The 25,518-nt window shown below is 63.9% G+C and carries 21 protein-coding genes and 4 tRNA genes; 12 read left to right on the top strand and 13 right to left on the bottom strand.

Going from position 1 to position 25,518, the window contains the following annotated elements; translation table 11 throughout:
• The first annotated feature begins 14 nt into the window (after nucleotides 1-14).
• From HG549_RS06625 to HG549_RS06600, 6 genes are all read left to right on the top strand, one after another.
• Nucleotides 15-1,079, top strand: a complete 1,065-nt coding sequence (locus HG549_RS06625; protein ID WP_170028766.1) for an ABC transporter substrate-binding protein — start codon at nucleotides 15-17, stop codon at nucleotides 1,077-1,079.
• A 144-nt stretch (nucleotides 1,080-1,223) separates the two neighbouring features.
• Nucleotides 1,224-2,030 (top strand): alkaline phosphatase family protein, encoded by an 807-nt coding sequence (locus tag HG549_RS06620; RefSeq protein WP_170028765.1) that lies wholly within the window; start codon nucleotides 1,224-1,226, stop codon nucleotides 2,028-2,030.
• Nucleotides 2,027-2,878, top strand: coding sequence for an ABC transporter permease subunit (locus HG549_RS06615; protein WP_170028764.1), 852 nt, complete (start codon nucleotides 2,027-2,029; stop codon nucleotides 2,876-2,878). The genes HG549_RS06620 and HG549_RS06615 overlap by 4 nt, the downstream gene beginning before the upstream one ends.
• Nucleotides 2,868-3,662 (top strand): ABC transporter permease, encoded by a 795-nt coding sequence (locus HG549_RS06610; protein WP_170028763.1) that lies wholly within the window; start codon nucleotides 2,868-2,870, stop codon nucleotides 3,660-3,662. Before HG549_RS06615 ends, HG549_RS06610 begins: the two co-directional genes overlap by 11 nt.
• A 1-nt stretch (nucleotide 3,663) precedes the next feature.
• Entirely contained in the window at nucleotides 3,664-4,653 is a 990-nt protein-coding gene (locus tag HG549_RS06605; protein WP_170028762.1) for an ABC transporter ATP-binding protein, read from the top strand.
• A 12-nt stretch (nucleotides 4,654-4,665) separates the two neighbouring features.
• Nucleotides 4,666-5,319 (top strand): HAD family phosphatase, encoded by a 654-nt coding sequence (locus HG549_RS06600; RefSeq protein ID WP_170028761.1) that lies wholly within the window; start codon nucleotides 4,666-4,668, stop codon nucleotides 5,317-5,319.
• Between the two features lie 112 nt (nucleotides 5,320-5,431).
• Here the strand turns inward: HG549_RS06600 and HG549_RS06595 are convergent, their stop codons facing one another.
• Nucleotides 5,432-6,394: an NAD(P)H-quinone oxidoreductase gene (locus tag HG549_RS06595; protein ID WP_170028760.1), complete on the bottom strand. Its 963-nt coding sequence runs from the start codon at nucleotides 6,392-6,394 to the stop codon at nucleotides 5,432-5,434.
• Between the two features lie 143 nt (nucleotides 6,395-6,537).
• Here HG549_RS06595 and HG549_RS06590 point away from each other — a divergent pair, with 143 nt between their 5' ends.
• Together HG549_RS06590 and HG549_RS06585 are read left to right on the top strand one after the other, a co-directional pair.
• Nucleotides 6,538-8,619: a carboxy terminal-processing peptidase gene (locus tag HG549_RS06590; RefSeq protein WP_170028759.1), complete on the top strand. Its 2,082-nt coding sequence runs from the start codon at nucleotides 6,538-6,540 to the stop codon at nucleotides 8,617-8,619.
• Between the two features lie 118 nt (nucleotides 8,620-8,737).
• On the top strand, nucleotides 8,738-9,703 hold the full coding sequence (locus tag HG549_RS06585; protein WP_170028758.1) for an EAL domain-containing protein: 966 nt from the start codon (nucleotides 8,738-8,740) through the stop codon (nucleotides 9,701-9,703).
• On the opposite strand, the gene HG549_RS06580 is transcribed toward HG549_RS06585, so the two are convergent.
• From HG549_RS06580 to HG549_RS06545, 8 genes are all read right to left on the bottom strand, one after another.
• On the bottom strand, nucleotides 9,685-10,053 hold the full coding sequence (locus tag HG549_RS06580) for a hypothetical protein (RefSeq protein WP_013971408.1): 369 nt from the start codon (nucleotides 10,051-10,053) through the stop codon (nucleotides 9,685-9,687). The genes HG549_RS06585 and HG549_RS06580 overlap by 19 nt on opposite strands.
• Nucleotides 10,050-10,388 (bottom strand): helix-turn-helix transcriptional regulator, encoded by a 339-nt coding sequence (locus tag HG549_RS06575; protein WP_170028757.1) that lies wholly within the window; start codon nucleotides 10,386-10,388, stop codon nucleotides 10,050-10,052. Before HG549_RS06575 ends, HG549_RS06580 begins: the two co-directional genes overlap by 4 nt.
• 120 nt (nucleotides 10,389-10,508) lie before the next feature.
• On the bottom strand, nucleotides 10,509-10,949 hold the full coding sequence (locus HG549_RS06570) for a YkvA family protein (RefSeq protein ID WP_170028756.1): 441 nt from the start codon (nucleotides 10,947-10,949) through the stop codon (nucleotides 10,509-10,511).
• 296 nt (nucleotides 10,950-11,245) lie between these two features.
• Nucleotides 11,246-11,998, bottom strand: coding sequence for an FKBP-type peptidyl-prolyl cis-trans isomerase (locus HG549_RS06565; protein ID WP_170028755.1), 753 nt, complete (start codon nucleotides 11,996-11,998; stop codon nucleotides 11,246-11,248).
• A 360-nt stretch (nucleotides 11,999-12,358) separates the two neighbouring features.
• Entirely contained in the window at nucleotides 12,359-13,291 is a 933-nt protein-coding gene (pcaQ, locus tag HG549_RS06560; RefSeq protein ID WP_170028754.1) for a pca operon transcription factor PcaQ, read from the bottom strand.
• Between the two features lie 224 nt (nucleotides 13,292-13,515).
• On the bottom strand, nucleotides 13,516-13,878 hold the full coding sequence (gene nirD, locus HG549_RS06555; protein WP_170028753.1) for a nitrite reductase small subunit NirD: 363 nt from the start codon (nucleotides 13,876-13,878) through the stop codon (nucleotides 13,516-13,518).
• Nucleotides 13,878-16,430 (bottom strand): nitrite reductase large subunit NirB, encoded by a 2,553-nt coding sequence (gene nirB / locus HG549_RS06550; RefSeq protein ID WP_170028752.1) that lies wholly within the window; start codon nucleotides 16,428-16,430, stop codon nucleotides 13,878-13,880. Before nirB ends, nirD begins: the two co-directional genes overlap by 1 nt.
• Nucleotides 16,431-16,734: 304 nt before the next feature.
• Complete coding sequence (locus tag HG549_RS06545) at nucleotides 16,735-20,760, bottom strand: bifunctional nitrate reductase/sulfite reductase flavoprotein subunit alpha (RefSeq protein WP_170028751.1); 4,026 nt, start codon at nucleotides 20,758-20,760, stop codon at nucleotides 16,735-16,737.
• Between the two features lie 310 nt (nucleotides 20,761-21,070).
• On the opposite strand from HG549_RS06545, the gene HG549_RS06540 reads away from it, so the two are divergent.
• Entirely contained in the window at nucleotides 21,071-22,156 is a 1,086-nt protein-coding gene (locus HG549_RS06540; RefSeq protein WP_306092894.1) for a GyrI-like domain-containing protein, read from the top strand.
• Nucleotides 22,157-22,237: 81 nt separating this feature from the next.
• Here HG549_RS06540 and HG549_RS06535 read toward each other — a convergent pair.
• The 4 genes from HG549_RS06535 to HG549_RS06520 all read right to left on the bottom strand — a co-directional run bounded on the left by HG549_RS06535 (nucleotide 22,238) and on the right by HG549_RS06520 (nucleotide 22,738).
• Nucleotides 22,238-22,314: transfer RNA gene (locus HG549_RS06535), tRNA-Asp, on the bottom strand.
• Between the two features lie 13 nt (nucleotides 22,315-22,327).
• Nucleotides 22,328-22,403, bottom strand: a tRNA-Val gene (locus HG549_RS06530).
• 169 nt (nucleotides 22,404-22,572) lie between these two features.
• Nucleotides 22,573-22,649, bottom strand: a tRNA-Asp gene (locus tag HG549_RS06525).
• 13 nt (nucleotides 22,650-22,662) lie between these two features.
• A tRNA-Val gene (locus HG549_RS06520) sits at nucleotides 22,663-22,738 on the bottom strand.
• Between the two features lie 216 nt (nucleotides 22,739-22,954).
• Here HG549_RS06520 and rdgC point away from each other — a divergent pair.
• The 3 genes from rdgC to sugE all read left to right on the top strand — a co-directional run bounded on the left by rdgC (nucleotide 22,955) and on the right by sugE (nucleotide 25,510).
• The gene (gene rdgC / locus HG549_RS06515; RefSeq protein WP_170028750.1) at nucleotides 22,955-23,875 is read left to right on the top strand and encodes a recombination-associated protein RdgC; all 921 of its coding nucleotides are present in this window, start codon (nucleotides 22,955-22,957) and stop codon (nucleotides 23,873-23,875) included.
• Between the two features lie 181 nt (nucleotides 23,876-24,056).
• Nucleotides 24,057-25,022 carry a bile acid:sodium symporter family protein gene (locus HG549_RS06510; protein WP_170028749.1) on the top strand — a complete coding sequence of 322 codons (966 nt, stop codon included), beginning with the start codon at nucleotides 24,057-24,059 and terminating at the stop codon, nucleotides 25,020-25,022.
• A gap of 170 nt (nucleotides 25,023-25,192) precedes the next feature.
• The gene (sugE, locus tag HG549_RS06505) at nucleotides 25,193-25,510 is read left to right on the top strand and encodes a quaternary ammonium compound efflux SMR transporter SugE (protein WP_170028748.1); all 318 of its coding nucleotides are present in this window, start codon (nucleotides 25,193-25,195) and stop codon (nucleotides 25,508-25,510) included.
• Nucleotides 25,511-25,518 lie beyond the last annotated feature (8 nt).

Below are 25,518 nucleotides of genomic sequence, written 5' to 3'. Positions count from 1 at the left end.
CAAAGGAGCTTCGGATGAAAAAGTTCTTCATGGCGTCACTGCTCGGTTCGGCCATCGCCCTGTGCACCACGGCCATGGCCGCCGGTACCGACCTCAAGGCCCTGGAAGACGCGGCCCGCAAGGAAGGTAACGTCAACAGCGTGGGCATGCCCGATGCCTGGGCCAACTGGAAAGGCACCTGGGAAGACCTGGCCAGCAAGTACGGGCTCAAGCACAGCGACACCGACATGAGCTCGGCCCAGGAAATTGCCAAGTTCGAAGCCGAGAAGGACAACGCCAGCGCCGACATCGGCGACGTCGGTGCCGCGTTCGGCCCGATCGCCGTGACCAAGGGCGTGAGCCAGCCCTACAAGCCCAGCACCTGGGAGCAGGTACCGGCCTGGGCCAAGGACCAGGACGGCCATTGGGCGCTGGCCTATACCGGCACCATCGCCTTCATCATCAACAAGGACCTGGTCAAGGAAAGCGAGCGCCCGAAAACCTGGCATGACCTGGAAAAAGGCAAGTACAAGGTCGCTATCGGCGATGTCGGTACCGCCGCCCAGGCCGCCAACGGCGTGCTGGCCGCGGCCATCGCCTACAAGGGCGACGAGAACAACGTGGCGCCGGGCCTGCAACTGTTCACCAAACTGGCCCAGCAGAAGCGCCTGTCGCTGGCCAACCCGACTATCCAGACCCTGGAAAAGGGCGAGGTGGAAGTTGGCGTGGTATGGGACTTCAACGGCCTCAGCTACCGCGAACAGATCGACCCCAAGCGTTTCGAAGTGCTGATCCCATCGGACGGCTCGGTAATCTCCGGCTACACCACCATCATCAACAAGTATGCCAAGCACCCGAACGCGGCCAAGCTGACACGCGAGTACATCTTCAGCGATGCCGGGCAGATCAACCTGGCCAAAGGGCATGCGCGGCCGATCCGTGCCGAGCACCTGAAGCTGCCGGACGATGTCCAGGCCAAGCTGCTGCCCAACGAGCAGTACAAGGCGGCGCAGCCGATCAAGAATGCCGAAGCCTGGGAAAAGACCTCCAAGGCACTGCCGCAGATGTGGCAGGAGCAAGTGATCATCGAGATGGAGTAAATGGCTAGCTTTTGCAGTGCCTGATCCGGCCTTTTCGCGGGCACGCCCGCTCCCACAGGACCTCTACAGGTTTGAGGCTTGTGCAGTACCTGTGGGAGCGGGCGAGCTCGCGAAGAAGCCAACGCGTATATGACTGGAGCCACCATGCAACACAACGTCATCCTGGTCCTGCTCGACGGCCTCAACTACCAGGTCGCCCACCATGCCATGGGCCACCTGCATGCCTATGTCGAGGCTGACCGCGCCGCGCTGTACCGCGTGGAATGCGAGCTGCCATCGCTGTCGCGGCCGCTGTACGAGTGCATTCTCACCGGTGTGCCGCCGATCGACAGCGGCATCGTGCACAACAAGGTCAGCCGCCTGTCCAGCCAGCGCAGCGTGTTCCACTACGCCCGCGAAGCCAACCTGAGCACTGCTGCGGCGGCCTACCATTGGATCAGCGAGCTGTACAACCGCTCGCCCTTCGACCCGCAGCGCGACCGCCACACCCACGCCCCCAAGCTGCCGATCCAGCATGGGCTGTTCTACTGGGACGACCGTTACCCCGATTCGCACCTGCTGGCCGATGGCGAATACCTGCGCCGCCGCCATACCCCCAACTTCCTGCTGGTGCACCCGATGAGCATCGACGATGTCGGCCACCATCATGGCCTGGACAGCAGCCAGTACCGCAACGCCGCGCGCAGCGCCGATATCCTGCTGGCCGACTACCTGCCGGGCTGGCTCGCCGAGGGCTACCAGGTGCTGGTCACCGCCGACCACGGCATGAACAACGACCGCTCGCATAACGGCCTGCTCGCCGAGGAGCGCGAAGTACCGCTGTTCGTCTTCGGCGATGCGTTCAGCCTGGACCCGGCAGCCAAGCCGCTGCAGACCGAGCTGTGCGGGACCATCTGCGAGCTGCTGGGTGCGCCGCATGACAAGAGCGTCTGCCGGGAGTTGCTGAAGTGATTGCCCCCAAGCGCAGCAGCAACCGTGGCCGCTACCTGGCCCTGCTCTGCCTGCTACCGTTCGCCGTGTTCTTCGTCATCTTCCAGATCGCCCCGCTGGCCTGGGTGGCGATCAATAGCCTGCAATCGGAAGCGGGCTGGGGCGTGGCCAACTTCAGCAAGGTGTTCGCCTCGAAGTTCTACCTGCAGGCCCTGCAACGCAGCCTGGAGATCAGCTTCTGGTCGAGCCTGTTCGGCATCGTCATTGCCACCCTCGGCGCCTACTCGCTACGCCAGGTGGACTCGAAGCTGCGCGACTTCGTCAGCGCCTTCGCCAACATGACCAGCAACTTCGCCGGGGTGCCGCTGGCCTTCGCCTTCATCATCCTGCTCGGCTTCAACGGCGCGTTGACCTTGCTGCTGAAGCAGGCCGGCCTGCTGGAAGACTTCAGCATCTACTCCAAAAGCGGGCTGATCCTGGTGTACACCTACTTCCAGATCCCGCTTGGCGTGCTGCTGCTGTACCCGGCGTTCGACGCCCTGCGTGAAGACTGGCGCGAGTCGGCCGCGCTGCTGGGCGCCAGCCACTGGCAGTTCTGGCGGCACATCGGCCTGCCAGTGCTGACCCCGGCACTGCTGGGCACCTTCGTCATCCTGCTGGCCAATGCCCTCGGTGCCTACGCCACCGTGTACGCGCTGACCACCGGCAATTTCAACGTACTACCGATCCGCATCGCTGGCCTGGTGGCCGGTGACATCAGCCTCGACCCCAACCTGGCCAGCGCCTTGGCCATGGTCCTGGTGGGGCTGATGACGCTGGTCACGGTGGTGCACCAATGGCTGCTGAAAAGGAGCTACCATGCACGCTGACACGCGCTCCGGCGGCTGGTATCACCGCGCCGTGGTCTACCTGCTGTTCCTCATCCTGCTGTTGCCTCTGGCCGGCACCCTGCTCTACTCGCTGGCCACCAGCTGGTCGGCCAGCCTGCTGCCCAGCGGGCTGACCTTCAAGTGGTACCTGGCGCTGTGGAGCGAACCGCGCTTTCTGGCCGCCTTTGCCCAGTCATTGCTGGTGTGCGTGGGCGCACTGCTGCTGTCGGTGGTGCTGATCCTGCCGCTGCTGTTCGTGGTGCACTACCACTTCCCCAGGCTCGACGCGCTGATGAACATCCTCATCCTGCTGCCGTTCGCGGTACCGCCGGTGGTGTCCTCGGTGGGGCTGCTGCAGCTGTACGGCAGCGGGCCCATGGCGATGGTCGGCACGCCCTGGATCCTGATCGGCTGCTATTTCACCATCGCCCTGCCGTTCATGTACCGGGCCATCACCAACAACCTGCAGGCGATCAACCTGCGCGACCTGATGGACGCCGCCCAACTGCTCGGTGCCAGTACCTGGCAGGCGGCGCTGCTGGTGGTGCTGCCCAACCTGCGCAAGGGCCTGATGGTAGCCCTGCTGTTGTCGTTCTCGTTCCTGTTCGGCGAATTCGTGTTTGCCAACCTGCTGGTCGGCACCCGCTACGAGACCTTGCAGGTGTACCTGAACAACATGCGCAACAGCAGCGGCCATTTCAACAGCGCGCTGGTGATCTCGTACTTCGCCTTCGTGCTGGTACTGACCTGGGTCGCCAACCGCCTGAACAAGGACAAAACCTGACATGAGCTTCGTCAGCGTACAGAACCTGCAAAAAAGCTACGCCGGCAGCCCGGTGTTCGAGAACATCGACTGCCATATCGAACGCGGCGAGTTCGTCACCCTGCTCGGCCCGTCCGGCTGCGGCAAGTCCACCCTGCTGCGCTGCATTGCCGGGCTGACCCCGGTGGACGGCGGCAAGATTGTTCTCGATGGCCAGGACATCGTGCCGGTCAGCCCGCAGAAGCGCGGTATCGGCATGGTGTTCCAGAGCTATGCGTTGTTCCCCAACATGACCGTTGAGCAGAACGTGGCCTTCGGCCTGCGCATGCAGAAGGTCAAGGCCGATGAAAGCCAGCAGCGTGTGCGTGAAGCACTGGAGCTGGTGGAGCTGGGCAACTTCTCCGGGCGCTACCCGCACCAGCTGTCCGGTGGCCAGTGCCAGCGCGTGGCCCTGGCCCGTTCGCTGGTCACCCGCCCGCGCCTGCTGCTGCTCGACGAGCCGCTGTCGGCGCTGGATGCGCGCATTCGCAAGCACCTGCGCGAGCAGATTCGCGCCATCCAGCGTGAACTGGGCCTGACCACCATCTTTGTCACCCACGACCAGGAAGAAGCGCTGACCATGTCCGACCGCATCTTCCTGATGAACCAGGGGCGCATCGTCCAGAGCGGCGATGCCGAAACCCTCTACACCGCGCCGGTGGACCTGTTTGCCGCCGGCTTCATCGGCAACTACAACCTGCTCGACGCCGACAGCGCCAGCCGCCTGCTGCAGCGCCCGGTGGCCAGCCGCCTGGCGATCCGCCCGGAATCGATCACCCTGGGCCGCGACGGCGCACTGGACGCGGAAGTGCGCAGCCACAGCCTGCTGGGCAACGTGATTCGCTATCGGGTCCGGGTGCGCGAGGTCGAGCTGGTGGTCGACGTGCTCAACCGCTCGGCGGCCGACCTGCACGCGGACGGGCAGCGGGTAAGCCTGTCGATCGACCCCACGGCGCTACGGGAAGTGGCCTAAGGAGAGTTACCCATGGCACTGGCAATTTTCGATCTGGACGAAACCCTGATCCACGGCGACTGCGCGTCGCTGTGGAGCGAGCAGATGGCCCGGCTGGGCTGGGTCGACGGCAAGGCCTTCCTGCGCCGTGACCATGAACTGATGGAGGCCTATGGCAGAGGCCACCTGAGGATGGAGGAGTACATGGCCTTCAGCCTGGAACCGATTGCCGGGCGCACCCTGGAAGAGGTCCAGCACCTGGTCGAGCCGTGGGTCGAGGAAGTGATCGAGCCAATCATCTATGGCGATGCCTGCCGCTGCATTGCCGAGCACCGCCAGCGCGGGGACCGGATCCTGATCATTTCCGCTTCGGGCACGCACCTGGTCGGGCCGATTGCAGCGCGGCTGGGCGTGGACGAGTACCTGGCGATCGAGCTGGAGGCGGTGAACGGGGTGTATACCGGCCAGACCCATGGGGTGCTGACCTACCGCGAGGGCAAGATCACCCGGCTGCTGGAGTGGCTGGATCAGGAACAGGAGAACCTGGAAGGGGCGAGTTTCTATTCCGACTCGCGCAATGACTTGCCGTTGTTGCTGAAAGTGGACTTCCCGCATGCGGTGAATCCGGATGCGGTGTTGCGCGAGCATGCCGAGATCAATGGCTGGCCGATTCTGAGCTGGACCTGAAGATTTGCGTGGGCCTCTTCGCGAGCTCGCCCGCTCCCACAGGAATCACCACAACTTGAATATTCCGGGGTGCCTGTGGGAGCGGGCGTGCCCGCGAAAGGGCCGGGCCTGCTTACACCAGGCTCGGGTCGATGACCATCACCAGCTTGCCTGACACCTGGTTGCTCTCCAGCTCGGCATACGCCGCCTGGGCGAACTCCACCGGGTAGGTGTCGACCAACTGGGGCGACAGGCGCCCTTCGGCAAACAGCGGCCACACCTGCTGCTGCAGCTCACGCAGCAGCTCGGCCTTGAAGCCGTCATCGCGGTTGCGCAGCGTGGACCCTGTGATTTCCAGACGCTTGCCCAACACCTGTGCCAGGTCCAGTTCAAACTTGCGCCCGCCCATCAGGCCGATGATCACCCAGCGGCCATCACGTGCCAGCAGCTTGAGGTTGAGCTCACCGTAGCTGGCCCCCACCGGGTCGAGAATCACATCGAACGGGCCGATTGCTTCCAACGCCTCCAGGTTCTCGTTGCGTACCACACCACCGGCAGCCCCCAGCGCCTCGCAATAGGCCAGGCGGTCCTGTGAACCGACGCTGACCCACACCGGGCTACCGAACGCCTTGCACAGCTGGATGGCGGCCGAACCAACGCCACTGGCGCCAGCGTGCACCAACACCTTCTCGCCAGCCTTCACCCGACCAAGCTGGAAAATGTTCAACCAGGCGGTGGCGTAGACCTCTGGCAACGCTGCAGCTTCATGCAGGCTCAGGCCCTCGGGCACCGGCAGCACGTGGCGAGCGTCCACCACCACTTCTTCGGCCATGGCGCCGCTGGCCAGCAGCGCGCAAACCCGGTCGCCAACCCGCCAGTCGGCGCCCGCCCCCACTTCGCTGACCACCCCGGCGCACTCCAGGCCCATGTACGGGCTGGCCCCTGGCGGCGGCGGGTACAGGCCCTTCATCTGCAGCAGATCGGCGCGGTTCAGCCCCGCTGCGGCCACGCGAATGCGCACTTGGCCCGCGTCACAGGCCGGGCGTTCGGCCTCGACCCAGGCCACATGTCCGTCAACGCCTTGCAATGCCTTCACAGTGCCTCCATAGTTGAATCATATGACCGAGCCTGGGAATGCTATGTCCCAGGCTTTTTGCAGTATGCGTCCGGTTTTTTGCAACCGGCGAACGGAAAAGACGGCCTACTATGCGTGATCAATTGCCTCCACGTCGAATCAGCATGAAGCATTTCCTCCCAAGCACCGCCCTGGCGCTGATGATCGGCCTGGGCAGCCTCACGCTCGGCGGCAATGCGGCGGCCGCCAACAAGTGGGACAGCCTGCAGCCGGACCGTGACGAGATCGTCGCCAGCCTCAACGTGGTGGAATTGCTCAAGCGCCATCACTACAGCAAGCCGCCGCTGGACGATGCCCGTTCGGCCATCATCTATGACAGCTACATCAAGCTGCTGGACCCGGCGCGCAGCTACTTCACCGCCGCCGACATCGCCGAATTCGACAAGTGGAAAACGCAATTCGACGATTTCCTCAAGAGCGGCAACCTGGACCCGGGCTTCACCATCTACAAACGCTACCTCGACCGCGTTAAGCAACGCCTGGACTTCGCCCTGGCCGAGCTGGACAAGGGCGTGGACAAGATCGACTTCAGCGCCAAAGAGACCTTGCTGATCGACCGCAAGGACGCCCCATGGCTGAAGGACCAGGCCGCGCTCGACGAGCTGTGGCGCAAGCGGGTGAAAGACGAGGTGCTGCGCCAGAAGATCGCCGGCAAGGAACCCAAGCAGATCCAGGAAACCCTGACCAAGCGCTACAAGAACCAGCTGGCGCGCCTGGACCAGACACGTGCCGAGGATATCTTCCAGGCCTATATCAATACCTTCGCCCAGTCCTACGACCCGCACACCAACTACCTGTCGCCTGACAACGCGGAAAACTTCGACATCAACATGAGCCTGTCGCTCGAAGGCATCGGCGCGGTACTGCAAAGCGACAACGACCAGGTCAAGATCGTGCGCCTGGTACCGGCAGGCCCAGCGGCCAAGACCAAGCAGGTGGCCCCGGCCGACAAGATCATCGGCGTGGCCCAGGGCAACAAGGAAATGGTCGACGTGGTCGGCTGGCGCCTGGACGAAGTGGTCAAGCTGATCCGTGGCCCGAAAGGTTCGGTGGTGCGCCTGGAAATCATCCCGGCCAGCAACGCACCTAGCGACCAGACCAGCAAGATCGTCTCGATCACCCGCGAAGCGGTGAAGCTCGAAGAGCAGGCGGCGAAGAAGTCGGTGCTCAAGCTCAAGCAGGATGGGCGTGACTACAAGCTTGGCATCATCGAGATCCCTGCCTTCTACCTGGACTTCAAGGCCTACCGCGCCGGTGACCCGGAATACAAGAGCACCACGCGTGACGTGAAGAAGCTGCTCACCGAACTGCAGAAGGAAAAAGTCGACGGCGTGGTCATCGACCTGCGCAACAACGGCGGCGGCTCGTTGCAGGAAGCCACCGAACTGACCAGCCTGTTCATCGAGAAAGGCCCTACCGTGCTGGTGCGCAACAGCGACGGCCGTGTCGACGTGCTGGAGGATGAAAACCCCGGCGCCTTCTACAAGGGCCCGCTGGCCCTGCTGGTCAACCGCCTGTCGGCTTCGGCGTCGGAAATCTTTGCCGGCGCCATGCAGGACTACCACCGGGCCCTGATCATCGGTGGCCAGACCTTCGGCAAAGGCACCGTGCAGACCATCCAGCCGCTCAACCATGGCGAACTGAAGCTGACCCTGGCCAAGTTCTACCGGGTTTCCGGGCAGAGCACCCAGCATCAGGGCGTGCTGCCGGATATCGACTACCCGTCGATCATCGACACCAAGGAAATCGGCGAGAGTGCGCTGCCCGAAGCCATGCCGTGGGACACCATCCGCCCGGTGGTCAAGCCGGCGGCCGACCCGTTCAAGCCGTTCCTGGCCCAGCTCAAGGCGCAGCATGAAGCGCGCAGCGACAAGGACGCGGAATTTACCTATATCCGCGACCGCCTGGCCCTGACCCAGAAGCTGCTAAACGAGAAAACCGTCAGCCTCAACGAACAGGACCGCCGCGCGCGCCATGATGAAATCGAGGCCAAGCAGCTGGCGTTGGAAAACATCCGCCGCAAGGCCAAGGGTGAAGAGCCGCTGAAAGAGCTGAAAAAAGAGGACGAAGACGCCTTGCCGACCGAGGATGAAAACACCAAGCCGGAAGACGACGCCTACCTGGCGGAAACCGGCCGCATCCTGATCGACTACCTCAGTGCAAGCACCAAGGTGGCCAAGAAGTAAGCAACGGCAGCAATGATGGCAAATTAATGTGACCTGTCATCAAACAGTCATCGCGCTGTCGTGAAATAGAGGGGCCGGACGTGCAAGCGTCCGGCCCTTTCATTTTCAGGAATCCATCATGACCGTCGCCGAACAGCTCAGTGCCTTGAGTGCCATCCTGGCTCAACGCAGCATTCACAGCCTGTTCCAGCCGATCATGCGCCTGAGCGAGCAACGGGTGTTCGGCCACGAAGCGCTGAGCCGCGGCCCGTCCAACAGCCCGCTGCACGCCCCGCTGAACCTGTTTACCATCGCCCGCCAGGCCGGGCGCCTGACCGAGCTGGAGGCCGCCTGCCGGGAGTCGGCCTGTCGCCGGTTCAGCGAACAGCAGTTGCAAGGCCAGCTGTTTCTCAATGTTTCGCCGGAGTCGCTGCTGGAGCCGGACTACCCGTCCGGCCAGACCCTGAAACTGCTCGAGCAGGTCGGCCTGGCGCCCAGCCGGGTGGTGATCGAGCTGACCGAACATACCCCGACCGACGACTTCCAGCTGCTCTCCAATGCCCTGCACCACTACCGTGACATGGGCTTTTCGATCGCCCTCGACGACCTCGGGGCAGGCTATTCCAGCTTGCGCCTGTGGTCGGAACTGCGCCCGGAATACGTGAAGATCGACCGCCACTTCATCGACGGCATTCACCGCGACCCGCTCAAGCGCGAGTTCGTCGGTTCGATCCTGCAGATTGCCAGGGCATCGAAGGCGCAGGTAATTGCCGAAGGGATCGAGCTGGCAGAGGAGCTGGCGGTGCTGGTCGAGATGGGTGTGGACCTGGTGCAGGGCTATCTGCTGGGGCGGCCGCAGGAGGTGGGAGTGCGCGAAAGCCAGGCGCTACCGGTGGCGATGAGTGTACGGCTGGCCGAACAGCCTAGCGTGCAGCTGAATGCGACGATCGGGCAGTTGCTGGAGTTGTTTGGTCGCCACCAGCACCTGGATGCCTTGCAAGTGGTGGATAGCGAAGGCAGGGCTTGTGGCCTGATTCACAGGTATGCACTGCCTGTGCAGGCGATAGGGCCGGCACAGGTAACCAATCAGGCCGTTTCGGGGTAGCTGTATTCGAATACCCGAACGACTTCGGAGGCATGCCAGGAGGCTGCCTCCATGCCATCGACCGGCCCGGAAAAGCGCCCCAGGCGCTCCACGCATTCGAAAAAGCCGGTACGCGGCAAGCGGCTGGCGCCCTGGCTGATGACCAGCGAACTGCGCAAGGGCTGCTCGGCGCGGGCATCCAGCACTGCCAGGTACTCCAGCGCCGCAGTCAGCGTCTGCATGGCCGGGCTGGGCAGTTGCAAACGCTCGATCAGCGCACGGTAGGTCAACAAGTGACGTTGACGGCGGGCCAGATCAAGCTCACCCAGCAGGTTATCCCAGTGCTGACGGCTGATCCTGACCTGGCTCATGATGGCTCGCTCCAGCCAGCCACGCCCAGGTGCCAGGCCAGGGCGCGGCGGATGGCCGCGTCCGGTTGGCGTTCGCCCGCTTCGATCATGGCCAGGTACGCCGGGCTTACACCGACATTGCGCGCCAGTTGCTCAGGGGCAATGCCCTTGGCCTGGCGAATCTGCGCCACCTCACTGAATGCCGGCAATGGCGCGCTGGCAGCGGCGCTGCCCGGGTCACTCGCAGCCGCCTCGGCAGGCGCCTGCCCCGCTGCCTTGAGCAGCGCCTGGTATTGCTCCCAGGGAACCACGGCGTACTCGGGTTGACCGTCCCGGCTGATGACCTGAATACCCATACAACCCCCTCAGTAAGGATTACTGCATGTAATCCGTAGGCATAACCCTTATGCCAATTATATTACCAACTCTGGGGTCTGTGCAGTCGCGCTGCAACCGAGGTGTCGTTCAGGCCGGTTTCACTGCGTCTTGCGCTCCAGCTGCAAGGCTTGCGCCGTGGCCGGCAGGCGCTCGACCACGCGCAGCCGCTCCGGCGCCTGGCTGTCGCGCCAGGCCTTGAACCGCGCCAGCTCGTCAGACACGGTCTTCAGTACCCAGCCCAGCACGGCGATGTCGTCGAGCAAGCCCACTCCCAGCAGCCAGTCCGGTATGGCATCGATAGGGCTGACGAAATACAGCAGGCCGGCGACGATGGTGACCAGGGCCTTGGCGCTGATGGCGCGGTACTCGCCACGCCACCAGGCCAGGCACAGCGACTGCAACAGCTTTACATCTTCCCGCAACTGGCCGAGGCGTGGGCCTTTGCGGGCCACCGCGAACAGCAGGGCCGGTAACCGGCCACGGCTGAGCAGGCGTTCGGCCAAGGGCAGGAAACGGGCAAAATTCCAAGGTGCGCTCATGGAGCCTCCAGGCGGATAAGGTTATCCACATTTATTGTGGATAACCTTGTGAACAGGGCGACGTTTCCGACCGCAGGTGCCTGCCAGGCAAGGGCCCCGGTCAGATCGGGCGTTTTTTACACAGTGGTTTCAAACCCTGTGTACGGTGCACCGCAAACGATTTGCACCACCAGCGTACAGCTTCTTCACGCTGCAATTTCTCGGACAGTATCAGCAGGTGCAGGTTCGTCCAACCATCCCGGCACAAACGAAAACGCCCCGTCGGGACGGGGCGTTTTGTGCAGGGCCAGCCGGTATTACTTGGCAGGCGCTTCGGCAGGGGCTTCGGCGCCCGGCTCGGCGCCTTGCAGCTGGGCCGGGTCCTTGATGGCGATCAGTTCCAGGTCGAACACCAGCACCGAGTTGGCCGGAATCAGCGGGCTTGGGCTTTGTGCGCCGTAGGCCAGTTCCGCTGGGATGAACAGCTTGTATTTCTCGCCAACGTGCATCAGTTGCAGGGCTTCGACCCAACCCGGGATCACGCCGCTGACTGGCAGGTCGATCGGGCTGCCGCGCTCGACGGAGCTGTCGAACACCTTGCCATCGATCAGTTTGCCTTCATAGTGCACGGTGACCACGTCGGTCGGCTTGGGTTGCGGGCCGTCAGCCTTCTTGACCACTTCATACTGCAAGCCCGAGGCAGTGGTGACCACACCTGGCTTCTTGGCGTTTTCCTCGAGGAATTTCTTGCCGGCAGAGGCGGCTTCTTCGCTGGCCTTGGCCAGGCGTTCCTCTGCGCGTTTCTGCAACGCGGTGAAAGCCTCTACCAGCTCTTCATCCTTGATGCGCTGTTCTTTCTTGCCGACGGCGTCTTCGATGCCGAGGGCAACAGCTTTCGAATCAAGGTCTTCCATGCCTTCCTGAGCAAGGCTCTTGCCCATGTTCAGGCCGATACCGTAGGAGGCTTTCTGCGCCGGAGTCTTCAGCTCGGGGCTGCTGGTCTGTTGATCACAGCCAGCCAGTACCAGGCCTACCAGGGCAACCGCAGCCGCCAAACGATGCTGTTTCATGTGATTTCCTTGTTCATGCGCCATAAGGGCAATCAGGGTAGAAGCCGCGAGCTTATCAGGCGTCCCCAACCGATGGCTACCGGCATAAGAGCGGGCAGACATGGATTAGTTCCACAGCCTTGCGCGCGGCAGAAAGGCCTTGATTGGATGCGAAAGATGCTTCGTTACGTTTCGCTCGACCAAGATATACCATAACGCCATTATCCGCCGCTGCGGGGATACTGATCCGCGCATGGCCAGGCTATCGGAAACAGGCTTCAGGGACGCCTGATGAGAGAATCAGGGCAATGAGCGTTGCTGATTACTGACAGGGCTCCACCGGCCAGACGGCAACCCAACCCGGGTCGCCTGCCCTGCTGTTCAAGGGTAGGCGCCCTCGCGGTACTGCCCGGCCACCTCGCGCAGCACCTCGCATACCCACTGCCCCGCAAGGCTCTGTGGCAAGGCCGCATTGCGGCAGATGCCAACCGAACCACCTGGCTCGCGCACGCCCAGGTCGAGTTCGGCCAGCTCGCCGCGCCGCAGGTCGAGCAGCACCGCGTCGCGCGGTGCCACCCACAGCGCATCGCTGCCCAGCAGGTAACGCCGGCTGAGGGCCAGCGACAGGGTTTCCAGGCGCTGTGCCGGCATCTGGATGCCGCATTGCACGAACAGGCTGTCGGCATGCTGGCGGATGGTTGTGCCGGCTGGCGGCAACACCAGTGGGTAACGCCCGACCTGGGCCCGCTCGACCGGCATGCTGGCCAGCAGCGGGTGGCCCGGGCGCACCACCAGGCTCATCGACTCGCTGTACAGGTGCTCGAACGACAGGCCCTGGATCTGTGGGCTGTCGGTCATGCGCCCGACCACCAGCTCCAGCTCGCCCAGGCGCAGTTGGCCGAGCAACTGCGCGCTGACCCCGGTAACCACACTGACCACCAGCGCGTCATGGCGCTGATGCAGGCGGCACAACACCTCGGGCATGAGCAGGCCTTCGACCGTGGACAGCACGCCGATGCGGACCTGCGAAGGTGCCCGCGCTTCGCCACGCAGGCTGCTGACGCCATCGCGCAGGGCTTGCACGCTGGGCCCGGCATAGCGCATGAAGCGAGTCCCGTCTGCAGTCAGCTCGACGCCCTGGCGGCTGCGCGCGAACAGCCGCGTTTCCAGCAGCGCTTCGAGTTCCTTGAGGGTCTTGGAGATGGCTGGCTGGCTGATCGCGAGCACGTCGGCAGCCCTGGCCAGGCTGCCCTGCCGGGCAATCTCCAGGAAGCACAGCAGGTGGCGGTACTTGATGCGGGTGTCGAGGTTCATGGGCGCAAGCTTAACCCATTGCGCTGGTCGCGGTATTTTCGCCGTATTGGCGATCGAGCGCCGCCCGCGCAGCGCATCGCGGATAAATCCGCTCCTACATTTTTTGCAACGTGGCCATGCCTGACAGGCCATGGTTGTCCGCCGGTTTGCAAGGCTGTAGGAGCGGATTTATCCGCGATGCGCTGCACGAGCGGCGCTCGATCTCACAGGCGACAACCCCCCCATCAATCCACCGCCAACTCCACCGCACGCCCCCTCAAGCGCACCGGCCAAACCCGCAAGCGCTGCGCCGAATCCTCCAGGCATTCCCCGCTGTGCAGGCTGAAATGCTGTTTGTACAACGGCGCCGCTACCACCAACTCGCCCTGCAACGTGCCCACCAGCCCACGGCCGATGACATTGGCCCCGGAACGCGGATCGCGGTTGTCCACCGCGTACAGCGGTTGGGCCTGCTCCGGCAGGTAGAACAACGCCACCTGGGCACCATCGAGCCATACCACCACCCCGGAATCGGCTATCAGGTCGTCGGCCTGGCATACCGTTTGCCAGTTCACCTGGGTTTTCATTGCAGCATTGGACAGGTTCATCACACAGCCTCCTCGACGGTTGGGATCAGATGCAGCGCTGCCACAGGCCGACGCTGTTCGCGTTCGCGCACGAAGTGCACGTCCGGGTCAGCGCGGCGATCGTTGACGAAGGTGCGGAAGCGCTTGAGTTTCTCGGGGTCGTTGAGGGCGTTGGCCCACTCGCATTGGTACTGGTCGACCACATGCTGCATCTGCGCCTCCAGCTCGCCAGCCAGGCCCAGGCTGTCGTCGATGACCACCTGTTTCAGGTAGTCCAGGCCGCCCTCCAGGTTCTCGCGCCACACCGAGGTGCGCTGCAGCTTGTCGGCGGTGCGGATGTAGAACATCAGCACTCGGTCAATCAGGCGCACCAGGGTTTCGTCGTCGAGGTCGGTGGCGAACAGTTCGGCGTGCCGCGGGCGCATGCCGCCGTTGCCGCACACGTACAGGTTCCAGCCTTTCTCGGTAGCGATCACACCGATGTCCTTGCTTTGCGCCTCGGCGCATTCTCGCGTGCAGCCGGACACTGCGAACTTGAGCTTGTGCGGGCTGCGCAGGCCCTTGTAGCGGTCTTCCAGGCGCAGGGCCATGGCGACACTGTCCTGCACCCCGTAGCGGCACCAGGTGCTGCCCACGCATGACTTCACCGTGCGGGTCGACTTGCCATAGGCGTGGCCGGTTTCGAAACCGGCCTCGATCAGCTCGCCCCAGATCAGCGGCAGTTCGTGCAGCTGCGCGCCAAACAGGTCGATGCGCTGGCCACCGGTGATCTTGGTGTACAGGTCGTACTTCTTCGCCACCTGGCCGATCACGATGAGTTTGTCGGGGGTGATTTCCCCGCCGGGGATGCGTGGCACCACCGAGTAGGTACCATTCTTCTGCATGTTGGCCATGAAGGTGTCGTTGGTGTCCTGCAGCGGCACCAGCGCCGGGTCCATGATCGGCTGGTTCCAGCACGAGGCGAGAATATTGCCCACCGCCGGCTTGCAGATGTCGCAGCCAACCTGCCCCTTGCCATGGCGTGCGAGCAGCTCGTTGAAGGTGCGGATGCCCTCTACCCGCACCAGCCCGTACAGTTCCTGGCGGGTGTAGGCAAAGTGCTCGCACAGGCTCTTGTCCACCACCACGCCACGGGCGCCCAGTTCGTGCTCGACCACCTGCTTGAGCAGGGCCGCGCAACCACCACAGCCAGTCGCGGCCTTGGTGCAGCCCTTGACCGCGGCAAGGTCGCCACAGCCACTGTCGATGGCGGCACACACCGCGCCCTTGCTGACGTTGTGGCAGGAGCAGAGGGTTGCGCTGTCGGGCAGCGCATCGGCGCCCAGGGCCGGCGCCGCGCCACCTTGCGGCAGGATCAGCGCTGCTGGGTCGGCCGGCAGGGTGATGCCATTCTGTGCATACTGCAGCAAGGTGTCGTAGTAACTGTTGTCGCCAACCAGCACCGCACCGAGCACGCGCTTGCCGCTGGCGTCCACCACCAGCCGGCGGTAGGCGCTGTTGGCTTCATCGATGAAGCGGTAGCTGCGCGAGCCTGGGGTGGCGCCGTGGGCATCGCCGATCGAACCGACATCCACACCCAGCAGCTTGAGCTTGGTCGACATGTCGGCACCGGTGAATTCGCCAGCGGCTTCCCCCATCAGCAATGCCGCCAGGTTGCGTGCCATGCTGTAGCCCGGGGCGACCAGGCCGAATACGCTGCCGTTCCACGATGCGCACTCGCCGATGGCAAAGATGCGTGGGTCACTGCTGCGGCAGTGGTTATCGATCACCACCCCGCCACGCGCCGCGATGTCCAGGCCGCAGGCTCGGCCCAGGGCATCCTGCGGGCGAATACCGGCAGAAAACACGATCAGGTCGGTTTCCAGGTGTTCGCCGCCATCGAAGTTCATCCGGTAGCGGTAGTCTTCACCGGCACTGATCGACTGGGTGGCGCGCGACAGGTGCACACCCACACCCAGGGCTTCGATCTGGGCCTTGAGCGCGGCACCACCCTCGCCGTCCAGTTGCACCGGCATCAGCCGTGGGGCGAATTCCACCACGTGGGCTTCCAGGCCCAGCGACTTGAGGGCGTTGGCCGCTTCCAGGCCGAGCAGGCCACCGCCAACCACCACGCCACGGCGGGCATTGGCGGCTGCAGCGCGAATGGCGTCGAGGTCATCGAGGGTGCGATAGACCAGGCGTGCGTTGCCGCTGGAGCCTTCGATCGGCGGTACGAAGGGGTACGAGCCGGTGGCCAGCACCAGCTGGTCATAGCCGTAGCGCCCCTCGGCGGTGACCACTTCGCCGCGCGCGCGGTCGATTTCCAGCACTGCTTCACCGAGGTGCAGATGCACGCCGCTGGCGCTGTAGAAGTCCTGCCCGCACAGGGCCAGGGTTTCGGCGCAGCTGCCACCGAAGTACTCGGACAGGTGCACGCGGTCATAGGCGCGTTGCCGCTCGTCGCCAAACACGTGCAGCTCGAAGCGCTGCAGGGCGCCACGGCTGACCAGTTGTTCGACGCAATGATGGCCGACCATGCCGTTGCCGACGATGACCAGTCGCTGTCGTTGCCCGCTGCTCGCTGTTGCCTTCATAAGCCGATCCTCGATCAAAAAAAAAGCGCCTGGAGCCGAAGCTCCAGGCGCCTTTGCCTGTATTCATCACGGTAGGGGGCCCGGGTTGATCGCCGTTGATCAGTGGGCTTTGTTGTAACCGGGTTAAAGCAGGGACTGTGCCAAAGCTGTTGCCACGACTTGCCCTATCGCCGCCAAGCCAGCGTCTACAAGGCCTGGCACAGCTTCACAGGGCGGTGAGATAGCTGTGGAAACTGGCTTGCCGGTGATAGCGCCAGCGCAGTAAACGCACATTCCAAGTGCATCACTCCCCATCTTGGCGCATTCAATACACATCCCGCCGATACCGCTTGGCCTTGCCCAGCGCCTCGACATAAGCCGCAGCTGCCGCCGCATCCATGCCCCCATGCTCGGCCACGATCACCCGCAACGCCGCCTCCACATCCCTGGCCATGCGCTGCGCATCACCGCACACATAGAAGTAAGCCCCCGCCTGCAGCCACTGCCAGAGCTCCGCGCCGCGCTCCAGCATGCGCTGCTGCACATAGATTTTCTGCGCCTGGTCCCGCGAGAAGGCCGTGTCCAGGCGCAAGTGCCCTGTGGCCTGCCAGGCCAGCAACTGCTCCCGGTAATAGAAATCGGTGGCCGCGTACTGTTCACCGAAGAACAGCCAGTTGGCGCCTTTGGCTCCGCGCGCCTCGCGTTCCTCGAGGAAGGCCCGGAACGGCGCAATGCCGGTGCCGGGGCCGACCATGATCAGCGGCACACTGTCGTCCTCGGGCAGCCGGAAGTGCTTCGACACCTGCGGGAAGATCGCCACCTTCAGTGACTGCGCGCGGTCGGCAAGGAAGCTTGAGCACACGCCTTTGCGTGACCCATAGCGCACCGTGGACACGGTCAGGTGCACTTGGCCAGGGTGCGCCAGCGGGCTGGAGCTGATCGAGTACAACCGCGGCTGCAGCGGTTTGAGCAGCTCGAGCCAGCTGGCCAGCGGCAGTTGCTGCGGGAAGGCATGCAACACATCGACCAGTTGCCGGCCCCACAGCCAGTCCTGCAGCTCGGCCTTGCACTCGGGCTGCAGCAGCCGCTGCAGGTCCGGGGCATTGCCGGCAAAGGCCTGCAACTGTTGCGGGGTGACCTTGGCGATTTCCAGGTGCGCTTGCAGGGCTTCTATCAACGGCATGGGAGGCTGGTTTTTCAGCTCGATCATGGCTTGGCCATCGAGCTGCATCAGCGCCAGCAGTTCGTCGACCAGAGCCGGGCAGTTGCGCGGCCACACCCCCAGGGCATCACCCGGGGCATAGCTCAAGCCGCTACCGCTCAGGTCGAACACCAGCTGACGGGTTTCCTTGCTGGCGCCCGCGCCGTTGAGCAGGCGGTTCTCCAACACGCTAGCAGCCCAGGGTTGCTGCTTGCTGCAGGCCACCGCCGGTGCGGCTTCGCTGCGCGGCTGCGGCGCAGCGACATTGCCCAGGGTTGGCAGCAGCGCATCGAGCCAGGCAGCGAAGGCATCGTCGAAATCCGGCTCGCAATCGACCCGTGGCAGCAGGCGTCGCCCACCCAGCTCGGCCAGGCGCTGGTCGAGCTTGCGGCCAAAACCGCAGAACTGCTGGTAACTGGAATCGCCCAGGGCCAGCACGGCATAGGGCAGTTCGGCACAATGGGCGCCCTCCTCGCCTTGCAAGGCACGCCAGAACGCCGCTGCGCTATCCGGCGCATCGCCATCGCCGAAGGTACTGGCAATCAACACCACGCTGGCAGCGCCTTGCAGTTGATGTGGGCTGACCGCATCCATGCAATCGAGCTGCACAGCGAGGCCAGCAGCGCGCAGGCGCTCGGCACAACGCTCGGCCAGCCGCTCGCCATTGCCGGTCTGCGAGGCCCAGAGTACCTGGTGGCGAGGGGCTGCCGGCGTGGCTTGGTGCCCTGGCGCAGGCTGGGCGAACAGCCCGGCCAGCAAGCCATCGACGAACAGCCGACTGTTGCCGGCCAGCGGTGCACTGGCTGGCAGGCACGGCACAGCCTCGCTAGCGGCCTGCTCCAGGCCCAGCAGGAAGCCTTGCAGATAGTGGCGTTGTTCCTCGGCCAGCACCGGCACTGGCAGCGTGTCCAGGCCAAGCACACGGGCCAGGACGGCGGTCGGCCTGCAGGCTGGCTGTGCGATGGCAGTGTCCAGTTCAAGCGCCTCGATGCGTTCACCGGCGACCCGCTCCAGCAGCACGGCACAATGCTTGAACGCCGGCTGTAACGACAGTGGATCGACCGCATCGCAGGTGACGGCATTGATCGCCAACTGATCGCCAACCAGGTCGCTCCAATGGAACGGCGCAAAGCAGTTGCCCGGCATCACCCGGTCGCTGATACGCGCAGGCAGCACGGCTTGCCCCCGGCGCGAGCGGATGGCGACCTGGTCGTTTTCGGTGATGCCCAGCCGCGCGGCATCTTCGCGGTGGAGCTCGACGAAAGGGCCAGGCTCGAGTTTGTTCAGCGCCGGCACCTTGCCGGTCTTGGTCAGGGTGTGCCACTGATGCTGCACACGGCCGGTATTCAGTACCATGGGGTAATCAGCATCGGGCAATTCCGCCGCTGGCAGCCAGGGCCGGGCGAAGAAGCGCGCCTTGCCGCTGCTGGTGGCAAAGGCCAGTGCCGGGCGTTCGCCGTGGGCATCGTGCACCAGCGCCTGGCTGCTGCCATCGTTGCAGTAGCGTAACGGGCTGCGCGGGTTGTCGCGGCCTGGCGCGCAGGGCCACTGGCGCGGTTGCTCGCGCAGTTCGGCATAACCGATGCCACGCAGGTCGTAGCCGGTTGCGGGGTTGTGGAAGCGGCGGATCTCTTCGTACACCGCTTCGGCATCGGGGTAGTCGAAGGCCTCGGCGTAGCCCATGGCGCAGGCGACCCGGGCAATGATCTGCCAATCCGCCAGGCTCTGCCCGGGTGGCGCGACAGCGCGCGGCATCAGGGTCAGGTTGCGCTCGCTGTTGATCATCACGCCCTCGCCTTCGGCCCACAGCGCGGCTGGCAGGAGGATGTCGGCATAGCGGTTGGTTTCAGTGTCGAGAAAGGCGTCCTGGGCGATCACCAGTTCGGCCTGGCGCAAGCCCTCGATCACTTGCTGGCGATTGGCGACGCTGGCCACCGGGTTGCTGCAGATGATCCAGCAGGCTTTGACTTCACCCGCCTTCATCTGCTGGTACAGGGCGATGGTACCCTCGCCTTCCTCTACCCGCAGGCTGCCAGGCGCCAGGCCCCATTGCCGCTCGACGAAGGCCCGGTCTGCCGCTACCAGCGCCGAGCGCTGGCCCGGTAGCCCGGCGCCCATGTAGCCCATCTCGCGGCCACCCATGGCATTCGGCTGGCCGGTCAGCGAGAACGGCCCGCTGCCGAGGCGGCAGATGGCACCGGTGGCCAGGTGCAGGTTGCACAGCGCGTTGCTGTGCCAGGTGCCGTGAATGCTCTGGTTCAGGCCCATGGTCCAGCAACTCATCCAGTTGTTGGCGGTACCGATCCATTCGGCAGCCTTGATGAGGTCGGCCTCGGCCAGGCCGGTGATGGCGGCCACGCGTTGCGGGGTGTAGTCGTCGAGAAAGCCGACCAGTTCGTCCCAGCCTTCGGTATGGCGGGCGATGAAATCGGGGTCGGTATGGCCGTTGCGCTGCAGCAGGTGCAGCAGCCCGTTGAGCAAGGCCAGGTCAGTGCCGGGGCGCACCTGCAGGAACAGGTCGGCCTTGTCGGCGGTGGCACTGCGCCGCGGGTCGACGACAATCAGCTTGGCGCCCGCCTTGACCCGGTCGAGCAGGCGCAGGAACAGGATCGGGTGGCAGTCAGCCATGTTGGCGCCGATCACCAGGAACACATCAGCGTGGTCGAAATCCTGGTAGCTGCCGGGCGGGCCATCGGCGCCGAGCGAGAGCTTGTAGCCACTGCTGGCGCTGGCCATGCACAGGCGTGAGTTGGACTCGATGTGACGGGTGCGGATGAAGCCCTTGGCCAGCTTGTTGGCCAGGTATTGGGCCTCCAGTGACATTTGCCCGGACACGTACAGCGCCACGGCGTCAGGGCCGTGCCGGTCGAGGATGCCGCGCAGGCGTGCGGCGGCCTCGGTAATGGCCTGGTCGATGCCGGTACGTGCCGGCTGCTGGTTGCGCTGCTGGCGTACATAGGCGTCGGCCAGGCGACCGGCGGCGCTCAGCGGCAGGTGTGCGGTAAGGCCCTTGGTGCACAGGCGGCCGAAATTGCTGGGGTGCTGCTTGTCGCCGCTGATCTTGGCGACCTTGCCATCGACAACGCTCATGACGATGCCGCAACCAACGCCGCAATAGGGACAGACGCTGCGTACTTCGCTGTTGGCCATGGGGCGGGCTCCTGTTGGAACGCAAAAAGGCGCCGGCTGCCCGGCTTGCTTGGCAAGCGGGGCAACACGGCGCCTTTGTCGTGAAATGTTGTGGGCTGTCGACGTTGATAGCCCAGGATGGAGGGGAAACAGCAATTTGTGGGCCAGCTGTGCCGCCCTTTCGCGGGCATGCCGGCGCGCCCCAGGATTTCGCAAGGCCTGGGGGCGCAGCAGCACTGTGGGGGTGGGCTGGGCGGCGAAGATGCCGCTACTGGTGGCGCACCATGCAATGGCACGCGCGGGCATCCTGGCGCCATGCTGGAGCACATTCATGCTGATGGCAGCGGGTAGACTAGCTTTTGCAACGCTGGAAGCGTTCTACTGCGCTGCAACCCGTGAGCCGCTACTTTTCCAATCCGAGGCTAGTGTCTGCGCCATGACGACCGCCCCCGCCGCTCAGGCATCACGCGCTGAGTACACACGACGCATGAATCGCGTGCTCAACTATATCGATGCTCACCTGGAGCAACCTTTGGATGGCGCAGCACTCGCCGACGTCGCCAATTTTTCACGTTTTCATTTTCATCGGCTCTTCGCTGCCTGGATGGGCGAGACCCTGGGCAACTACATCCGGCGCAGACGGCTGGAGAATGCAGCCCTGCGCCTTTCCGCCAGCGGCCATGAAACAGTGCTGGAGACCGCCCTGGCTTCTGGCTTCAATTCGGCTGAGGCATTCGCACGGGCCTTCAAGCTCAGGTTTGGCTGTACGCCATCGGACTGGCGGGCCAATGCTCCGCAGCGAGCAGCAGCGCTGGTTGCAGTCATTGGCCAGCATCGCGCTGATGGAGAGAGCAATCCTGATCAGGTTGCGAGCAATGTGGATCAGGCACACCAGGGCGCATTCGCTGATGCTGTCGTCTCCTGTCCATTGGCAAAGGATCCCGCCATGAATGTACGCATCATCGATTTACCGGCAACGCGCGTGGCCTACCAACGTTTGATCGGCCCCTACGGCCCCGCCATCGGCGAGTTCTGGCGCAACAAGATGACGCCCTGGATGTACTCGCACGGTTTCAGCGAAGGCGTTTGCTACGGTATCGGTCATGACGACCCGTCCATCACCCCCGCCGACAAGTGCCGTTATGACGCTTGCGTCGAGGTGCCAGCCGATTTCGTCAGCAGCGGTCAGGCAGACATCCAGACCCTGCCGGGAGGGCGCTATGCGCTGTCGAGCTTCAAAGGGAGGGTGGAAAACATCGCTGACGCCTGGACGCGGCTGCTTCGCGAGTGGATGCCGTCCAACGGCCTGCAGTGTGACGACCGCCCGTGCTTTGAAAGATTTTACGCCGCTACGGCATTCAACCCGCAAACCGGTGAGTTCAGCTGCGACATCTGCATTCCGGTGAAGGCGCTGTAGAAGCGCAGAAACAAAAAAAGCGACCCTAAGGTCGCTTTCTTTGTGACTTCCGGGTGTTCAGTAGGCCCTGGAAGTGGAATATGGCGCAGCGGACGGGACTCGAACCCGCGACCCCCGGCGTGACAGGCCGGTATTCTAACCGACTGAACTACCGCTGCGCTAAACATCGAGTGGTGGGTGATGACGGGATCGAACCGCCGACCCTCTGCTTGTAAGGCAGATGCTCTCCCGGCTGAGCTAATCACCCATGTGTCTCGGTGTGGCGCGCATTCTACGGACGACTTCGCGCTGTGGCAAGCACTTATCGATTTTTTTGCAAATTTCGATATACACCAAAAAACAGACACAAAAAAAGCGACCCTAAGGTCGCTTTCTCTGTTGCTTCCGGGTGTTCAGTAGGCCCTGGAAGCGGAATATGGCGCAGCGGACGGGACTCGAACCCGCGACCCCCGGCGTGACAGGCCGGTATTCTAACCGACTGAACTACCGCTGCGCTAAACATCGAGTGGTGGGTGATGACGGGATCGAACCGCCGACCCTCTGCTTGTAAGGCAGATGCTCTCCCGGCTGAGCTAATCACCCTTCGTCTCGGTGTGGCGCGCATTCTACGGACGGCTTGCTACCCTGGCAAGCGTTTTTTGAACTTTTTTCAAAAAAAATTCCAGATCTTTCAAAGACCTAGCGCTGCCGGGCATTTTCCTGGCATGCAGATAGCTGCTGGCCCTCTGATAGGGTTGGCCTCGGAGCACCGCTCGGAGAATAATGCCCGCCTTATGCATTAAGGAGAGATTGCCCCTCATGTGGTTCAAGAACCTGCTGACCTACCGCCTGACCCAGGAAGTCCCGTTCGAGCCTGAAGCGCTGGAAGCGGCCCTGGCCAGCAAGCCGGCCCGCCCCTGCGCCAGCCAGGAGCTGACCACCTATGGTTTCGTCGCGCCATTCGGCAAGGGCGAAGACGCTCCCCTGGTGCATGTCAGCGGCGAGTACCTGCTGATTGCCGCGCGCAAGGAAGAACGCATCCTGCCCAGCAGCGTGGTCAATGACGCGGTCAAGGAAAAGGTCGAAGAGATCGAGACCGAGCAGATGCGCAAGGTCTACAAGAAGGAACGCGACCAGATCAAGGACGAGATCATCCAGGCGTTCCTGCCGCGCGCGTTCATCCGCCGCTCGATGATCTTCGCCGCCATCGCCCCGCGCCTGGGCCTGATCCTGGTCAACTCGGCCAGCGCCAAGCGTGCCGAAGACCTGCTGTCGACCCTGCGCGAAGTGATGGGCTCGCTGCCTGTGCGCCCGGCCACGGTGAAGATCGCGCCAACCGCCACCATGACCGACTGGGTCAAGTCGCAGCAGGCCGCCGAAGGCTTCTACGTACTGGACGAATGCGAACTGCGCGACACCGCCGAAGACGGTGGCATCGTGCGCTGCAAGCGCCAGGACCTGACCGGCGAGGAAATCCAGCTGCACCTGAGCACCGGCAAGGTGGTCACCCAGTTGGCCCTGGCCTGGCAGGACAAGCTGTCGTTCGTGCTGGACGACAAGATGGTGATCAAGCGCGTGAAGTTCGAGGAGCTGCTGCAGGAGCAGGCCGAACAGGATGGCGGCGATGAAGCTGCACAGCAGTTCGACGCCAGCTTCCAGCTGATGATGATGACCTTTGCCGAGTTCCTGCCGGCGCTGTTCGAGGCGCTGGGTGGCGAGGAGATTCCGCAAGGGGTCTGACGGCCATGGAATGCCGGTGCTGGCATGGGGAAGATCCTCGGACAGCACCGGCCCAAGCGCCGGCAAGCCCGCTGCCACAGGTACGGCACAGGTCTGAATACTGGGCCGTACCTGTGGCAGCTGGCTTGCCGGCGATTGGGCCCTTGAAAATTACAAAGCCATAACAAAAAGGACTTGCCCCATGCGTGCCCTCGCCGCCCTCAGCCGCTTCGTCGGCAACACCTTCGCCCTGTGGGTACTGGTATTCGCCGTGCTGGCCTTCCTGCAACCACAATGGTTCGTCGCCCTCAAGGTGGCCATCGTGCCGCTGCTGGGCCTGGTGATGTTCGGCATGGGCCTCACCCTCAAGCTCGACGATTTCGCCGCCCTCGCCCGTCAGCCCTGGCGGGTGATGCTGGGCGTGGTCGCGCACTTCGTGATCATGCCGGGCATGGCCTGGCTCCTGTGCCAGCTGTTCCAGCTGCCGCCGGAAATCGCCGTAGGCGTGATCCTGGTCGGCTGCTGCCCGAGCGGCACGGCGTCGAACGTGATGGTCTGGCTGTCACGGGGTGACCTGGCGTTGGCGGTGGCGATTGCCGGGGTGACTACCCTGCTCGCGCCGCTGCTGACCCCGGCACTGATCTGGTTCCTCGCCTCGGCCTGGCTGCCGGTGTCCTTCATGGACATGTTCTGGTCGATCCTGCAGCTGGTGATGGTGCCGATCGTGCTCGGCGTGCTGGCCCAGCGCCTGCTCGGCAGCAAGGTGCAGGCAGCGGTGCAGGTGCTGCCGCTGGTGTCGGTGGTCAGCATCGTGATGATCGTCTGCGCAGTGGTGGCGGCCAGCCAGGCGAAAATCGCCGAGTCCGGGTTGCTGATCATGGCCGTGGTAATGCTGCACAACAGCTTCGGTTATTTGCTCGGTTACCTGACCGGCAAGCTGTGCAAGCTGCCGCTGGCCCAGCGCAAGGCGCTGGCGCTGGAGGTGGGCATGCAGAACTCCGGCTTGGGCGCGGCCCTGGCAGCGGCGCATTTCTCGCCATTGGCGGCGGTGCCGAGCGCGTTGTTCAGTGTTTGGCACAATATTTCCGGGGCGCTGCTGTCGACCTGGTTCCGGCGCATGGGTGAGCCTGTGGCTGAAGCTGAAGCTGGGGAGCCTGCCAGGCATTGATGTTGCCCGCGCTGGGCCGCTTCGCAGGTATCCGCGCGAAGAGGCCCAGCGCAGGCTTGCCCAGAGAACTGTCTGCGTGCACCATGGTGCCCACTGTGAGGACGACCTCACGACGCAGCGCGTGATCATCCCGGGGACGGCCCCATCCTTCGCAACGATGGAGCCGCACCATGTCCTGGATCATCCTGTTCTTCGCCGGCCTGTTCGAGGTCGGTTGGGCGGTCGGCCTGAAATACACCGATGGCTTCAGCAAGCCGCTTCCCACCGTACTCACCGTCGCCGCCATGGCCATCAGCCTGGGCTTGCTGGGCCTGGCCATGAAGGAACTGCCGCTGGGCACCGCCTACGCCATCTGGACCGGCGTCGGCGCGGTCGGCACGGTGATCGCCGGCATCCTCCTGTTCGGCGAGTCGATGGCCCTGGTACGCCTGGTCAGCGTGGCGCTGATCATTGCCGGCCTGGTCGGCCTGAAAGTCAGCGCCAGCTGACACCCGCC

The sequence above is a fragment of the Pseudomonas sp. SK genome (genome assembly GCF_012975065.1).
Classification (GTDB): domain Bacteria; phylum Pseudomonadota; class Gammaproteobacteria; order Pseudomonadales; family Pseudomonadaceae; genus Aquipseudomonas; species Aquipseudomonas anuradhapurensis.
This window is presented reverse-complemented; position numbering and strand designations above follow the sequence as displayed.

Coding starts and splice junctions, on each gene's coding strand:
- HG549_RS06580 (WP_013971408.1), bottom strand. CDS start 10,053: ATGAGCCAGGTCAGGATCAGCCGTCAGCACTGGGATAACCTGCTGGGT.
- HG549_RS06510 (WP_170028749.1), top strand. CDS start 24,057: ATGCGTGCCCTCGCCGCCCTCAGCCGCTTCGTCGGCAACACCTTCGCC.
- HG549_RS06610 (WP_170028763.1), top strand. CDS start 2,868: ATGCACGCTGACACGCGCTCCGGCGGCTGGTATCACCGCGCCGTGGTC.
- HG549_RS06545 (WP_170028751.1), bottom strand. CDS start 20,760: ATGGCCAACAGCGAAGTACGCAGCGTCTGTCCCTATTGCGGCGTTGGT.
- HG549_RS06620 (WP_170028765.1), top strand. CDS start 1,224: ATGCAACACAACGTCATCCTGGTCCTGCTCGACGGCCTCAACTACCAG.
- HG549_RS06570 (WP_170028756.1), bottom strand. CDS start 10,949: ATGAGCGCACCTTGGAATTTTGCCCGTTTCCTGCCCTTGGCCGAACGC.
- pcaQ (WP_170028754.1), bottom strand. CDS start 13,291: ATGAACCTCGACACCCGCATCAAGTACCGCCACCTGCTGTGCTTCCTG.
- HG549_RS06565 (WP_170028755.1), bottom strand. CDS start 11,998: ATGAAACAGCATCGTTTGGCGGCTGCGGTTGCCCTGGTAGGCCTGGTA.
- nirB (WP_170028752.1), bottom strand. CDS start 16,430: ATGAAGGCAACAGCGAGCAGCGGGCAACGACAGCGACTGGTCATCGTC.
- HG549_RS06600 (WP_170028761.1), top strand. CDS start 4,666: ATGGCACTGGCAATTTTCGATCTGGACGAAACCCTGATCCACGGCGAC.
- nirD (WP_170028753.1), bottom strand. CDS start 13,878: ATGAACCTGTCCAATGCTGCAATGAAAACCCAGGTGAACTGGCAAACG.
- HG549_RS06540 (WP_306092894.1), top strand. CDS start 21,071: ATGCTGATGGCAGCGGGTAGACTAGCTTTTGCAACGCTGGAAGCGTTC.
- sugE (WP_170028748.1), top strand. CDS start 25,193: ATGTCCTGGATCATCCTGTTCTTCGCCGGCCTGTTCGAGGTCGGTTGG.
- HG549_RS06625 (WP_170028766.1), top strand. CDS start 15: ATGAAAAAGTTCTTCATGGCGTCACTGCTCGGTTCGGCCATCGCCCTG.
- HG549_RS06605 (WP_170028762.1), top strand. CDS start 3,664: ATGAGCTTCGTCAGCGTACAGAACCTGCAAAAAAGCTACGCCGGCAGC.
- rdgC (WP_170028750.1), top strand. CDS start 22,955: ATGTGGTTCAAGAACCTGCTGACCTACCGCCTGACCCAGGAAGTCCCG.
- HG549_RS06575 (WP_170028757.1), bottom strand. CDS start 10,388: ATGGGTATTCAGGTCATCAGCCGGGACGGTCAACCCGAGTACGCCGTG.
- HG549_RS06590 (WP_170028759.1), top strand. CDS start 6,538: ATGAAGCATTTCCTCCCAAGCACCGCCCTGGCGCTGATGATCGGCCTG.
- HG549_RS06585 (WP_170028758.1), top strand. CDS start 8,738: ATGACCGTCGCCGAACAGCTCAGTGCCTTGAGTGCCATCCTGGCTCAA.